This is a genomic window from Streptomyces sp. NPDC001728, assembly GCF_040297565.1.
Classification (GTDB): Bacteria; Actinomycetota; Actinomycetes; order Streptomycetales; family Streptomycetaceae; genus Streptomyces.
The window spans coordinates 1-13,894 of sequence record NZ_JBEOZK010000041.1 but is presented as its reverse complement, the minus strand read 5'-3'; the positions used below and the strand labels follow the sequence as shown (position 1 = coordinate 13,894).

13 protein-coding genes and 1 pseudogene are annotated in these 13,894 nt (G+C 71.9%); 10 read left to right on the top strand and 4 right to left on the bottom strand.

Features of this window, described 5'->3' with window-relative positions; translation table 11 throughout:
* Nucleotides 1-254 precede the first annotated feature (254 nt).
* On the top strand, nt 255-2,384 hold the full coding sequence (locus ABT154_RS33735; protein WP_351862181.1) for an FUSC family protein: 2,130 nt from the start codon (nt 255-257) through the stop codon (nt 2,382-2,384).
* A gap of 288 nt (nt 2,385-2,672) precedes the next feature.
* Entirely contained in the window at nt 2,673-2,885 is a 213-nt protein-coding gene (locus ABT154_RS33730) for a DUF397 domain-containing protein (protein WP_041129870.1), read from the top strand.
* Nucleotides 2,886-2,983: 98 nt separating this feature from the next.
* Here ABT154_RS33730 and ABT154_RS33725 read toward each other — a convergent pair whose 3' ends face one another.
* Nucleotides 2,984-3,481, bottom strand: coding sequence for an ATP-binding protein (locus tag ABT154_RS33725; protein ID WP_351862179.1), 498 nt, complete (start codon nt 3,479-3,481; stop codon nt 2,984-2,986).
* Between the two features lie 340 nt (nt 3,482-3,821).
* On the opposite strand from ABT154_RS33725, the gene ABT154_RS33720 reads away from it, so the two are divergent.
* From ABT154_RS33720 to ABT154_RS33695, 6 genes are all read left to right on the top strand, one after another.
* Nucleotides 3,822-4,694 carry a Sco1979 family transcriptional regulator gene (locus ABT154_RS33720; protein WP_351862177.1) on the top strand — a complete coding sequence of 291 codons (873 nt, stop codon included), beginning with the start codon at nt 3,822-3,824 and terminating at the stop codon, nt 4,692-4,694.
* A 62-nt stretch (nt 4,695-4,756) separates the two neighbouring features.
* On the top strand, nt 4,757-6,214 hold the full coding sequence (locus tag ABT154_RS33715) for an aldehyde dehydrogenase family protein (protein ID WP_351862175.1): 1,458 nt from the start codon (nt 4,757-4,759) through the stop codon (nt 6,212-6,214).
* Between the two features lie 101 nt (nt 6,215-6,315).
* Entirely contained in the window at nt 6,316-6,855 is a 540-nt protein-coding gene (locus tag ABT154_RS33710) for a DinB family protein (protein ID WP_351862173.1), read from the top strand.
* A 53-nt stretch (nt 6,856-6,908) separates the two neighbouring features.
* Complete coding sequence (locus tag ABT154_RS33705; RefSeq protein WP_317877658.1) at nt 6,909-7,523, top strand: PadR family transcriptional regulator; 615 nt, start codon at nt 6,909-6,911, stop codon at nt 7,521-7,523.
* 193 nt (nt 7,524-7,716) lie between these two features.
* A complete protein-coding gene (locus ABT154_RS33700; protein WP_351862171.1) occupies nt 7,717-8,682 on the top strand; it encodes an ATP-binding cassette domain-containing protein in 966 nt (321 codons plus the stop codon).
* Nucleotides 8,679-9,443, top strand: coding sequence for an ABC transporter permease (locus ABT154_RS33695; RefSeq protein WP_351862169.1), 765 nt, complete (start codon nt 8,679-8,681; stop codon nt 9,441-9,443). The genes ABT154_RS33700 and ABT154_RS33695 overlap by 4 nt, the downstream gene beginning before the upstream one ends.
* Before the next feature lie 164 nt (nt 9,444-9,607).
* Here the strand turns inward: ABT154_RS33695 and gad are convergent, their stop codons facing one another.
* Nucleotides 9,608-11,026, bottom strand: coding sequence for a glutamate decarboxylase (gene gad / locus ABT154_RS33690; protein WP_351862167.1), 1,419 nt, complete (start codon nt 11,024-11,026; stop codon nt 9,608-9,610).
* Nucleotides 11,027-11,052: 26 nt separating this feature from the next.
* A pseudogene (locus tag ABT154_RS33685) lies at nt 11,053-11,568 on the bottom strand (chloride channel protein); the annotation flags it as partial.
* Nucleotides 11,569-11,771: 203 nt separating this feature from the next.
* Between ABT154_RS33685 and ABT154_RS33680 the strand changes: the two are divergent.
* The gene (locus ABT154_RS33680; protein ID WP_351862165.1) at nt 11,772-12,533 is read left to right on the top strand and encodes a MerR family transcriptional regulator; all 762 of its coding nucleotides are present in this window, start codon (nt 11,772-11,774) and stop codon (nt 12,531-12,533) included.
* Between the two features lie 55 nt (nt 12,534-12,588).
* Here ABT154_RS33680 and ABT154_RS33675 read toward each other — a convergent pair whose 3' ends face one another.
* Nucleotides 12,589-12,957 (bottom strand): YbjQ family protein, encoded by a 369-nt coding sequence (locus ABT154_RS33675; protein ID WP_351862183.1) that lies wholly within the window; start codon nt 12,955-12,957, stop codon nt 12,589-12,591.
* Between the two features lie 151 nt (nt 12,958-13,108).
* Between ABT154_RS33675 and ABT154_RS33670 the strand changes: the two genes are divergently transcribed.
* Complete coding sequence (locus tag ABT154_RS33670) at nt 13,109-13,804, top strand: DedA family protein (protein WP_351862163.1); 696 nt, start codon at nt 13,109-13,111, stop codon at nt 13,802-13,804.
* Nucleotides 13,805-13,894: the final 90 nt, after the last annotated feature.

Sequence of the window (13,894 nt, the reverse complement as noted above, 5' to 3'; positions counted from 1 at the left end):
CCGGGCCCCACCCGCGCGCCGACCCCGACCCCACCCGACCGCCGACCCCGGCCCCACCCGACCGCCGACCCCGGCCCCACCCGACCGCCGACCCCGGCCCCACCCGACCGCCGACCCCGGCCCCACCCGACCGCCGACCCCGGCCCCACCCGACCGCCGACCCCGGCCCCCACCCCTCGTCGGCCTCCCCGCCCCACCCCACCCCCGCGGGGTGAAATGCCCGGTTCAGGGTAGATCGCGGATACGCTCGGGCCATGAGCTGGCTCCGGGCGTTGAGGGAGACCGCCCGTTCCGGACTCACCGTCGAACGGCGGCGGCTCGAACCCGTCATCGCGGCCCGAGCGGCCCTCGGGCTCGCCCTGGTCATCGGCTTCTCCCTCGCCGTCTTCGGGCCCGCCGTCGCCGCCGCCTCCGCCTTCGGCGCCTTCCAGGCGGCCATCGCCACCTTCCAGCGCTCCTGGCGCCCCCGCCCCACCCTCGCCCTCGCCTCCGGCGCCAGCCTCGCCGTGTCGACCTTCCTCGGCTACGTCACCGGCGCCCACGAGCTGCTCTTCCTCGCCCTCCTGCTGCTCTGGACGTTCCTGGCGGGGCTGGTCTGGGCCGCCGGGCCGACCGTCGGCATCATCGCCTCCTCCAACGTGGCGATCATGCTGGTCACGGTCACCCTGCCCACCTCCGTCGCCGCCGCCGCCGGCCACGCCGCCATGATCTTCGCGGGCGGTGTCGTCCAGGCCGCCCTGGTCGTCCTGCTCCCCGTACGCCGCTGGGGCGCCCAGCGCGACGCCCTCGCGGACGCGCTCGCCGCCGAGGCGGACTACGCCCGCAGGCTCCGCCACGACCCGGTCGCGCCGTTCGACCCCGTACCGCTGATGACGGCCCGCAGCGCCGCCGCCGTGACACCCGGCCAGGCCCGCCGCCGCCCGGCGGAACTGGCCGGGGCACGCGGCCTCGCGGAACGCATCCGCCCCGTCCTCGCCTCGCTCGCCGACCCGGCGGTCGGGGTTCCGGAGGAAGGCCCGGAACGCGCGCGCGTACGGGAGCTGCTCGCCGCGGCGGGCGCCATCCTGGACGCCGCCGCGCACGCCATCCGGCACGGCGATCCGGTCGACCTCCCGTGGGCAGCCGCCGCCGTCCTCCGTACCCCGGACACGGGTGAGGTCCTCACCGGCCCGTCCCGCCGCGCGGCCGTCCGCCTCGCCGCGCTGCTCGGCGACGTGGTGGAGACGGCGGAACCGAGGACGGAGACATCGGGCGGCTCGGGCGGCTCGGACGCGGCGAAGTCCGGCGCTTCGGGAAGGGCCGCCTCCGGCGCGGCGGAACCCCCCGCCCACACCCCCCGCACCCGGCCCTCCCTCGCCCGTCTCACCCCCGTCGTCCTCGCCAAGATGCGCGCCGAGATGCGCCGTGACTCCCCGATCCTGCGCCACGCGATCCGGGTCTCGGTGGTCACGGCCGCCGGCTACCTCCTGGGCGCGGTGCTGCCCTTCGGGCACGGCTACTGGGCGCCGATGGCCTCGGTGATGGTGATGCGCCCGGACTTCACACAGACGTACGCGCGCTCGGTGGCGCGCTTCGGCGGCACCCTGATCGGCGTCGCGCTGGCGACGGCGATCGTGCAGTCGACGCACCCGGACGTGTACCTGTCGGCCGCGCTCGCGGTGCTGTGCGCCTTCGCGATGTACCTGCTGATGCGCACCGGGTACGCGGCGGGGCAGGTCTTCGTCTCCGCGTACGTCGTCTTCCTGCTCGGCATGGAGGGCGCGGGGCTGACGCAGACCGTACGGGACCGGGTGACGCTGACCCTGCTCGGCGGGGTCCTCGCGATGCTGTCGTACGCCGTCTACCCGGCCTGGGAGACGCCCCGGCTGCGCGGCCGGCTGGCGGACTGGCTGGCCTCGGTCGGCCGGTACGCCGCGGCCGTCGTCGCGCGGTACGCCGACCCCGAGGGCACCGGAAGCCCCGACGTACGGCAGGCGCTGCTCGACACCCGGGCGGCCAGGGTGGCCTGGCAGGAGGCGGTGGAGCGGGCGACCCACGAGCCGGTGCGACACCGGGGGCTCTCGCATGCGGCGGTGGAGCAGGCCGACAACGCGCTCGCGGAGTTCGGGCGGGTGGCGATGCTCATGGAGGCGCACGTGCCGGAACGCGGCGCCCCGCCCGTACCCGCCGCCGCGACCCTCGCGGAGTCCCTGCACCGGGCGACGGAGCGGGGTGCGAAGGAGGTGCGCGAGCGCCGGGAGCCGCACTGGGAGGACCTGCGCGAGACGGTCGACGCCTGGTCGGCCGACCCGCCGGACCACTTCCTGCTGCACAAGGGCGCTGTGCTGCTCCTCGACGTCCTGGAAGAACTCACCACGGCACTGACGGAGTCACGGCGGCACTGACGGAGCCACGACGGCGCCGGGCCGAGCCACGACGGCGCCGGGCCGAGTCCCGACGGCGCCGTCGGGTTCCAAGATCGGGAGCCGTAAGGTGGCCCAGGTGGGGGCCGGTGCGGACCCCCGTACCCGGTGGTAGCACGCTGAGTTGCGTAGCCGCTACGCCACCCCCCGTGCACGTGCATCTGCTCATGCATCGGCATATGAACACAGCTATGATCCGAGGAAGTTGACACCTGCACCAAGCAACTCGGGGAGCTACCAGTGCATCATGCGCATCACGCGTACAACGGCATGGCGGCCACGGAGCTGCGAGGCGTCGTGTGGCAGAAGAGCAGGCACAGCAACTCCCAGGGATCCTGCGTGGAGTTCGCCAAACTTCCGGGGGGAGACGTCGCCGTGCGCAACTCGCGCCACCCCGAAGGCCCCGCCCTCGTCTATACGCCGGCGGAGATAGAGGCGCTCCTGCTCGGCGTCAAGGACGGGGAGTTCGACCACCTGGTGTGAGGTCCGCGCGAACGGCGGACACGAGAAGGGCCCGGGCGTGATGCCGCCCGGGCCCTTCTCTTCCTCTGTCTATCCGTACGTCCGTGCCTTCCGGCGCCCTACTCCGCACCGATCCGGAACAGCGCCCACACGACCTTGCCCCGCAGCGTCCCCGCCAGCGGGTGCCAGCCCCAGCTGTCGCTGAACGAGTCGATCAGGAACAGCCCGCGTCCCGACTCGGCGGCGAAGTCCTCCTCGCCGCCGCGCGGCTCCGGGCTCTCCTGGCTGGGGTCGCGCACGGCGCACACGAGGCGCGAGGACCAGCGCATCAGGTGCAGCCGGACCGGTGGGTTCTGGCCTTCTTCCTGGGGCGCGTCACCGGGCACCGCGTGCCGCAGCGCGTTGGTGACGAGCTCGGACACGACCAGCGCCACGTCGTCGAAGCGTTCGGACAGTTCCCAGCGGTCCAGCGTCGCGCTGGTGAACTTCCGGGCCCCGCGCACGGCTTCGTACCGCGCGGGAAGGGCGCAGGAGGCGGAGGTGGAGACGGCGCCGGGATCGATCGGCGGCAGGCCCTGCCGTAACGGCTCGAGCACGGTCGATCCATTCGTCCCCATGCGAGGCACTCCCGGGAATCGCGACTGTGGTGCGACAACACGACAACACGAACGAGTACGCGGCTGCGCGGGGTCCATGGTTCCGAATGCGACCACTGGATGCAAGGGCAGATGCACGTGCACGCGCCTGACCTGTCCGCCCCCGTGCGGAATCTATGCATAAGTCATCCACAGGTTGAGGGGAACCGGCCGCTGATTTCCCCGGATCTGCACGCGCCGTGCCCGCGGATGCCCGGAAGTGGTCGCCTTTCCGTAATCGAATGTGTACGCGCTGAAGCGTTTGGTGGCAGAATCCGGGGCTCGACGGGGGCTCGAGACCGTAAAGGGGAGGCTGGGAGCCGTGACCGCAGGCGAATCGGGCGGAACGAGCGGGAGTGTGGTGCGGCGCATCCTGCTGGGCTCCCAGCTGAGGCGGTTGCGCGAGTCGCGCGGGATCACCCGCGAGGCGGCCGGCTACTCGATCAGAGCGTCCGAATCCAAGATCAGCCGCATGGAGTTGGGACGGGTGAGCTTCAAGGCCAGGGACGTCGAGGATCTGCTCACGCTCTACGGGGTCGGGGACGAGGCCGAGCGCGGCTCGCTCCTCGGGCTCGCCCGCGAGGCCAACGTGGCCGGCTGGTGGCACAGCTTCGGCGACGTCCTGCCGGGCTGGTTCCAGACGTACATCGGCCTGGAAGGCGCCGCCTCCCTCATCCGGGTCTACGAAGTGCAGTTCGTCCACGGCCTGTTGCAGACCGAGGCCTACGCCCAGGCCGTCGTCACCCGGGGCATGCCCGACGCCCCGGCCGTCGAGATCGACCGCCGGGTCGCCCTGCGCCTCGAACGGCAGAAGGTGCTCGTCTCCGAGCGCGCCCCCCAGCTCCACGCCGTCCTCGACGAGGCCGCGCTGCGCCGCCCCTACGGCGACCGGGCCGTCATGCGCGGCCAGTTGAGGCATCTCATCGAGATCTCCGAGCATCCTGGCGTCACGCTCCAGGTCATGCCCTTCAGCTTCGGCGGTCACGCCGGCGAGAGCGGCGCGTTCACGATGCTGCGCTTCCCCGAGTCCGACCTCTCCGACATCGTCTACCTGGAGCAGCTCACCAGCGCCCTCTACCTCGACAAGCGCGAGGAAGTCGCCCAGTACCAGCGGGTGATGGAGAAGTTGCAGCAGGACGGTCCCGATCCGGCCGAAAGTCGCGATCTTCTCCGGGGCCTCCTTCAACTCTCCTGATACACCAGTACGATGACGCCACATCAGTCGCACTGCAGGTAGCGGGTAGAGGGGTCTCCACCATGTCGCACTTCACCGACCTGGCCCACCAGTACATCGACGGCGAGTGGAAGCCGGGCAGCGGCTCGTGGGACATCATCGACTTCAACCCGTACACCGGGGAGAAGCTCGCGTCGATCACCGTGGCCACCGCCGACGAGGTCGACCGCGCCTACCGGGCCGCCGAGCGCGCCCAGGCAGAGTGGGCCGAGACCAACCCGTACACGCGCCGGCTCGTCTTCGAGCGCGCCCTGCGGATCGTCGAGGACCGCGAGGACGAGATCGCCGAGACGATCGTCGCCGAGCTGGGCGGCACCCGCCTCAAGGCGGCCTTCGAGCTGCACCTCGCCAAGGAGTTCCTGCGCGAGGCGGTGCAGCTGGCACTGCGCCCCGAGGGCCGCATCCTGCCGTCCCCGGTCGACGGCAAGGAGAACCGGGTCTACCGCGTCCCGGTCGGCGTCGTCGGCGTCATCTCGCCCTTCAACTTCCCCTTCCTCCTCTCGATCAAGTCGGTCGCGCCCGCGCTCGCCCTCGGCAACGCGGTCGTCCTCAAGCCGCACCAGAACACCCCGGTCTGCGGCGGCACGCTCGTCGCCAAGGTCCTGGAGGAGGCCGGTCTGCCGGCCGGTCTGCTGAACGTCGTCGTCACCGACATCGCCGAGATCGGCGACGCCCTCCTCACCCACCCGGTTCCGAAGGTCATCTCCTTCACCGGCTCCGACAAGGTCGGCCGCCACGTCGCCACGGTCTGCGCGCAGAACTTCAAGCACGCCGTCCTCGAACTCGGCGGCAACAGCGCCCTGATCGTCCTCGACGACGCCGATGTCGACTACGCCGTGGACGCGGCCGTCTTCAGCCGCTTCGTGCACCAGGGCCAGGTCTGCATGGCCGCCAACCGCATCCTGGTGGACCGGAACGTGGAGGAGGAGTTCACCGAGAAGTTCGTCGCGAAGGTGAAGACCCTCCGCGTCGGCGACCCGGCGGACCCGGCGACCCACATCGGCCCGCTGATCAACTCCCAGCAGGCGGAGGCCGTCTCCTCGCTCGTCGACCAGACGGTGGAGGCCGGCGCGACCGCGCTGCTGCACGGCACCGTGGACGGCAACCTCGTCTCCCCGTCCGTCCTCACCGGCTTCGCGCCCGACGCACCCGTCCTCGGCCAGGAGATCTTCGGCCCGGTCGCCCTGATCGTCCCCTTCGACGGCGAGGAGGAGGCCGTGCGGATCGCCAACGACACCCCGTACGGGCTCAGCGGCGCCGTCCACACCGGCGACATCGAGCGGGGCGTGCGGATCGCCAAGCGCATCCACACCGGCATGATCCACATCAACGACGGCACCGTCCACGACGAGCCGATCGTCCCCTTCGGCGGCGAGAAGCACTCGGGCATCGGCCGGCTCAACGGCGAGGCGATGGTGGAGAGCTTCACCACCCAGAAGTGGATCTCGATCCAGTACGGCCGGAGCCGCTTCCCGTTCTGAGCCCTCTTGAGGGCCCGCCCTTCCCTTGAGGACCGTAGCTGTCCTCAAGGGTCCGTAGCGTGAGGGGTGTCGAGAAGGTTCACGTACGGAAGGCGGACACCATGGTCACTCACGTTTCGGCCGAGACCCACGGCGACGAGCGCGGCGCGCTCCTCAACTTTGTCGAGACCCAGCGTGCTGCGCTCCGGCGCTCCCTCCTCGGCCTGACCGAGGAGCAGGCGGCGAGCCGCCCCAGCGTCAGCGAGCTGAGCCTCTCCGGGCTGGTCAAGCATGTCGCCGAGGTCGAGCTGAACTGGCTCCGGATGGCGCAGGGCCGACCGAACGAGAAGGAGCGCGACCAGGAGACCTGGAGCGAGGGCTTCAAGCTCGTCGGCGGCGAGACGATCCCGGAGATCCTGGACTTCTGGGCGGGCGTGGCGAAGGAGACCGAGGAGTTCGCCCGGTCCGTGCCGAGCCTGGACGACACCTTCCCGCTGCCCGAGGCGCCCTGGTTCCCCAAGGACGGGCGGGTGTCGATGCGCTGGATGCTGCTGCACCTGGTCGAGGAGGCGGCCCGGCACGCGGGCCACGCCGACATCATCCGCGAGTCCCTCGACGGCAAGGGGTCCTTCGACCTGGTCGCGGAGGAGCGGGGGCGGTGACACAGCGCGCGTACCCTGGTCAAAGTTGACTGACTGACTGGGAGGTACGCGGGATGTCGGCGATCCGTCTCCTCGTCCTGGGTGCGGTCAAGCAGCACGGCCGCGCCCACGGATACCAGGTGCGCAACGACCTGGAGTACTGGGGCGCGCACGAGTGGTCCCACGCCAAGCCGGGCTCGATCTACCACGCGCTGAAGCAGATGGCGAAGCAGGGACTGCTGCACGCGCACGAGGTGGCGCCGAGCACGGTCGGCGGGCCGCCGCGCGTCGAGTACGAGCTGACGGAGGCCGGTACGGAGGAGTACTTCACCCTCCTCCGCGAGGCGCTGACCACGTACGACCAGAAGACGGACGTCCTGTCGGCGGCCATCGGCTTCATGGTGGACCTGCCCCGCGAGGAGGCCGCGTTCCTGCTGCGCCGGCGGGTGCGGGCGCTCGACGAGTGGCGGACGGCGGTCACCGAGTACTACACGCCGGAGGGCGGCCCCGGCCAGCTCGGGCACATCGGCGAGATCATGCACATGTGGCTCCACTCGGCGGACGCGGGCAAGGAGTGGACCCTCGGTCTGATCGAGCGGATCGAGGGCGGGGCGTACGTCTTCGCGGGCGAGGGGGACCCCTTCGTGGGTGTCCTGGCGGAGGGCGAGGAGAACCCGTACGCGGTCTGACACGGGCCGGGGTGGCCTGACACGGGCCGGGGTGGCCTGACGCGGGCCGGGGTGGCTCGGGTTGGCCGGGACTGTCGCTGTCGACAGAGCTAATCAAGTTTGATTATTGCCCCGCGAGGGCATACCGTCCTCCGTCGGCGGGCAACTGGTCAAGTTTGACTACGGAATTTCGGGAACGCTCAGGAGGAGACGGATGACAGCGGAAGCGATCCTCATGGAGGGCGCGCGCAAGCGGTACGGCGGGAAGGGCGCCCTGGCCGGCCTCGACCTGAGCGTCGGGCGCGGCACCGTACACGGACTGCTCGGCCCCAACGGCGCGGGCAAGACCACGACGGTACGCATCCTGGCCACCCTGCTCCGGCACGACGAGGGCCTGGTGCGGGTGGCGGGCCACGACGTCCGGACCGGGGCCCGTGAGGTACGCCGGAGGATCGGCCTCCTCGGCCAGCACGCGGCCCTCGACGAGGAACTGGGCGGCCGGCAGAACCTGGAGATGTTCGGCAGGCTCCACCACCTCGGCGCCCGCCGCGCCGGGACACGGGCCGACGAACTCCTGGAGCGCTTCGGCCTCGCCGACACCGGCCGCAAGCCGGTCGCACAGTACAGCGGCGGCATGCGGCGACGGCTCGACCTGGCCGCCTCCCTGATCACGGAACCCGAGGTGCTCTTCCTCGACGAGCCGACGACCGGACTCGACCCGCGCGGCCGAAGCGAGGTCTGGGAGTCGGTGCGCTCCCTGGTCGGCGGCGGCACCACCGTGCTGCTCACCACCCAGTACCTGGAGGAGGCCGACCGGCTGGCCGACCGCATCTCGGTCGTGGACCGGGGCCGGGTCGTCGCCGACGGCACCGCCGACGCGCTCAAGGCACGGGTCGGCGCGGACCGCGTCGACGTGGTCGTACGGGACGCGGCGCGGCTCGACGAGGCCGCCGGGCTGCTGCCCGGCGCTCGGGCCGACGTGGGCGTCGACGCCGACCGGCGGCGGCTCAGCGTGCCCGTGGCCGACCGGACGGCCTCGCTCGTCGAGACCGTGCGGGCCCTGGGGGAGGCCGGGATCGAGGTGGAGGACATCGCCCTGCGGCGGCCCACGCTCGACGAGGTCTTCCTGCATCTGACGGACGGGCCCGACGCGCGTCGGGAGCGGGAGGTGGCGGCATGAGCGCCGCGTACGTACTGGGCGACTGCTGGACGATGACCCGCCGGGAACTCGCCCACTGGGCGCGCCGGCCGGTGCAGGTCCTCGTCGGGGTGGTGTTCCCGGTGATGATGCTGCTGATGTTCGGCTATCTGGTCGGCGGCGGGCGGAGCGTCGACGGCGACTACGTCGACTACCTGGTGCCCGGCATGCTCACCCTCACCATGGTCTTCGGCCTCGAAGGCACCATGACAGCGGTGACCCAGGATCTGAACAAGGGGGTGATCGACCGGTTCAGGTCGATGCCGATGACCGACGGCGCGGTGCTCGTGGGGCGGGCCGCCGCCGACATGCTCCAGTCGGCGGTGGGGCTGCTGGTGATGGTCGGGGTCGGGTACGGGATCGGCTGGCGGGCGGCCGAGGGGCTCGGGAGCACCCTGGGGGCCCTGGGGCTGCTGCTCCTGCTGCGTTTCGCGATGCTGTGGATCGGGATCTTCCTCGCCCTGGTCGCGGGGCGCGCCGAGCTGGTGCAGGCCGTGCAGATCCTGGTCTGGCCGGTGGGCTTCCTCTCCAACGCGTTCGCGTCGCCGGAATCGATGCCGGGCTGGCTCGGCACGGTCGTGGAGTGGAACCCGATGTCGGCGACCGCGACGGCGGTCCGTGACCTCTTCGGCAACCCCGGCGGCGAGCCGGGGCACGTCATGGCGGCGGTGCTGTGGCCGCTGGTGCTGCTGGCGCTCTTCTTCCCCCTGGCGGTACGGAAGTTCGGGCGGCTCGGAAGGTAGCGGCGCGGAAGGTAGCGGCGCGGGAACCGGCGGCGCGGAAGGCGGCGGCGCGGGAACCGGCGGCGCGGAAGGCGGCGGCGCGGGAACCGGCGGCGCGGAAGGCGGCGGCGCGGGAACCGGCGGCGCGGACAGGGGGCGGGGCCCGGCCCCGTCCCCGCCCGCCCTCAGTGGTGGAAGGAGGTTGCCGCGCTCTTGTCCTGGGTGAACGGGCCGGACTGGCGGCGGAGTTCGGGAAGGGCCCGGCCCAGGTCCTCGACGAGGAGTCCCGCCAGGTCGGCGGAGAAACCGTTGCGGCAGACCACGCGCAGGACGGACAGGTCCTCGCGGTCGGCCGGGAAGGTGTAGGCCGGGACCAGCCACCCCCGCTCCCGCAGCCGCCGGGACACGTCGAAGACGTCGAAGGCGGTGACGCCGGGGGCGGTGGTGAAGGCGAAGACGGGCAGTTGGTCGCCGCGGGTGAGGAGCCGGAAGTCGCCCAGTGCCTCGATCCGTTCGGCGAGTCCGCGGGCGATGTCCCGGGAGGTCTGCTGCACCTCCCGGTAGCCTTCCCGGCCGAGCCTCAGGAAGGTGTAGTACTGCGCGACGACCTGGGCGCCCGGCCGGGAGAAGTTGAGGGCGAAGGTGGGCATGTCGCCGCCCAGGTAGTTGACGCGGAAGACCAGCTCGTCGGGAAGTTCGGCGGACGAGCGCCACAGCGCCCAGCCGACGCCCGGGTAGACCAGGCCGTACTTGTGGCCGGAGGTGTTGATGGAGGAGACGCGGGGGAGCCGGAAGTCCCACACGAGGTCCTCGTCGAGGAAGGGGGCGACCATGGCGCCGGAGGCGCCGTCGACATGGACGGGGACGTCGAGACCGGTGCGTTCCTGGAGGGCGTCGAGGGCGGCGCAGATGTCGGCGACGGGTTCGTAGGAGCCGTCGAAGGTCGAACCGAGGACGGCGACGACCCCGATGGTGTTCTCGTCGCAGAGCGCGGCGGCGGATTCGGCGTCGAGGTGGAAGCGGTCGCCGTCCATGGGGACGAGCCGGGGCTCGACCTCCCAGAAGTTGCAGAACTTCTCCCAGCAGACCTGGACGTTGATGCCCATCACCAGGTTGGGGCGGGCGCTGCCCGGGTAGCGGTCGGCGTTCCGCTTGGCCCAGCGGCGCTTGAGGGCCATACCGGCGAGCATGCAGGCCTCGCTGGAACCGGTGGTGGAGCAGCCGACGGTCCCGGCCGGCTCCGGGGCGTTCCACAGGTGGGCCAGCATGGCCACGCAGCGGCGCTCCAGTTCGGCGGTGCGCGGGTACTCGTCCTTGTCGATCATGTTCTTGTCGCGGCACTCGGCCATCAGGACCCCCGCCTGGGGCTCCATCCAGGTGGTGACGAAGGTGGCGAGGTTGAGCCGGGAGTTGCCGTCGAGCATCAGCTCGTCGTGGACGAGCTGGTAGGCGCTCATCGGGGGTAGCGGGCCGTCGGGCATCCGGTGGCGCGGCGGGGCCTCGGTCATGCCGCCGACCGGGTTGGCCCCGGCGTAGAAGGGATTGAGCGCGAGCCGGCGTTCGGGCTCGGAGGGGGAGGCGGCGGGGCCCTGGTGGAGCGGCAAGGGGGGACTCCTTCTGTCGGGTGCTGTCCGGCTCGACGCATCACCATGGGGTGGCGCAGCCGCCGGAAGGCGGCGTGGGCGTAGGGGAAGAGGGAGCAGGCCGCGAGGCCGAAGGCGGCCGTGGCGGAGGCCATGACCATGGCGGCGAGCAGATCGCTCCCACCGGGGTCGGTGAGCGGCGGGAGACCCATGTCGAAGCTGGGTTCGGCGAGCAGCTGGGTGGTCGTCGCGCCTGCGCCCGCGGCGACCAGCGGGGCGAAGAGCCGGCCCCAGAGGGAGCCGCGCCCCGGCTGCCCCGCGAGCGCCTCGGAGATGACGAGGGCGGCGCCCACCGGGGTGCCGAAGAGCGCGCCGATGGTGGCGGAGGAGGCCAGCGTGACCCGGGCGGCGCCCGGCACGGCGGGCGCGGCCCTGCGGCCGAGCCAGTAGGCGAGGGCGATGTCGGTGGCGATGATCGGGTTCTCGGGGCCGAGGCTGACCCCGCCGGCGAGCGCGAGGGCGCTCGCGAGGAGCAGCCCCGGTACGACCCCGGGGGCGAGCGGTGGACGGAGGGCGGGGCGGCGGAAGGTCCGGGGGGACCGGAGGGGACGGACGGTGCGTGATCGGTGGTCACCGACCCACCATAAGTGGGTAAATGCCGCAAAACATCCTGAGATCCCGGGCCGGACTGACCTCCACCGACTTGCACCTCACGTCACGTCAGGCCCCAGGCTGACACGCGTACCGAGAAGGAAGGGGGCGGCCGATGGGCTACTCCGTGGGACAGGTCTCCGGCTTCGCCGGGGTCACGGTGCGGACCCTGCACCACTACGACGCGATCGGGCTGCTCTCCCCGGGAGGCCGCAGCACGGCGGGCCACCGCCGCTACGACGACGCGGACCTCGACCGGCTCCAGCGGATCCTGTTCTACCGGGAGCTCGGCTTCCCCCTCGAAGAGGTCGCCGCCCTCCTCGACGACCCGCACGCGGACCCGCAGGAACACCTGCGGCGGCAGCACGCGCTGCTGACCGCGCGGATCGGCGAACTGCGGAGGATGGCGGCGGCCGTCGAGCACGCCATGGAGGCGAACAGGATGGGCATCAACCTCACCCCCGAGGAGAAGTTCGAGGTCTTCGGGGACAAGGACCCCGAGCGCTACGCCGAGGAGTCGGCGCGCCGCTGGGGCGGCAGCCACTCCCACGAACTGGCCAGGGCCAGGGCCGCCGCGTACACCAAGGAGGACTGGCAGCGGATGAAGGACGAGGTGGACGCCTGGGGCGCCGCCTACGCGGCCCTCATGGACCGGGGCCTGCCCCCGGGCTCCGAGGAGGCGATGGACCTCGCCGAGGCCCACCGCCGCCACATCACCACCTGGTTCTTCGCATGCCACCCGAAGACCCACCAGGGGCTCACCGAGATGTACCTCGCGGACGAGAACTTCCACGCCTTCTACGAGGCGATCCACGAGGGACTTCCCGAGCACCTGCACGCCGCCGTCCGGGCGAACGCCGAACGCCTGGCGGCCTGACCCCCGGCCCCACGGGCCGGCCCGGGCGCGCGGCGCGATCACCGCCGCGCCCGGCTCAGGCGTGCGGTGCGATCACCACCGCCGTGCCGTACGCGCACACCTCCGTGCCGACGTCGGCCGCCTCGGTCACATCGAAGCGGAACATCAGCACGGCGTTCGCACCGCGCGCCCGGGCCTGCTCCACCAGGCGGTCCATCGCCTGGTTCCGGGTCTGGACGAGGGTCTTCGTCAGGCCCCGCAGCTCACCGCCGATCATCGACTTCAGCCCCGCGCCGATCTGACTGCCCAGATGGCGTGAGCGGACGGTGAGCCCGAAGACCTCACCGATCACCTGCCGGACCTCGAAGCCCGGCACGTCGTTCGTCGTCACGACCAGCACATCAGGGTGCGGCCCCTGGCCGCCTCCGTACTCCTCGATGCCCATCGGCATGCACCTCCTGACACCCCACCCTCAGGGCGCCGGGCCCGCTCCGCATCTCGTGGGGGCCGGGTGGAACCGGGCGCGTTCAACCCACGTTGATAGCTTGGGGCCAGCCGTCCCCCATGCCCCCACCAACCGCAGGAGCCCGGAACCCGTGAACACGCTTGCCCTCGGACCGAGCTGGCTGGATCCGGACTACCTCATCGGCGAGTTCGGTCTGATCGGTGTCCTCACCATCGTCTTCGCCGAGTCCGGACTTCTCATCGGGTTCTTCCTGCCCGGTGACTCGCTGCTCTTCACCACCGGCCTGCTCGTCACCACCGGCAAGCTGGACACGCCGCTGTGGCTGGTGTGCGCCCTGGTGGTCGGCGCCGCGATCCTCGGCGACCAGGTGGGCTACCTCTTCGGCCGGAAGGTGGGGCCCTCCCTCTTCACGCGCCCGGACTCCAAGCTCTTCAAGCAGGAGAACGTCGAGAAGGCCCATCAGTTCTTCGAGAAGCACGGCCCGAAGTCGCTGATCCTGGCCCGCTTCGTCCCCATCGTGCGGACGTTCACGCCGATCATCGCGGGCGTCAGCCGGATGAACTACCGCTCGTTCATCACGTTCAACGTCATCGGCGGCGTGCTCTGGGGCGCGGGCGTGACCCTGCTCGGCGCCGCCCTCGGCAAGATCGACTTCGTGCACAAGCACATCGAGATGATCCTCATCGGGATCGTCCTGATCTCCGTCGTCCCGATCGCGATCGAGTTCCTCCGGGCCCGCTCCCACGCCAAGAAGGAGCAGGCCGCGGGCAGCGACCACGACGCCCCCGGCGCCCCCAACCCCCGAGGCCGCCACGCCAGGCGCTGACGCCGCGACCGACGCACGACGGAGGGGCCCCCCCCCAGTGGGGGGGCCCGCCCGGGGGGGGGGGGGCGGGGGGCGTATGCCCCCCGGCAG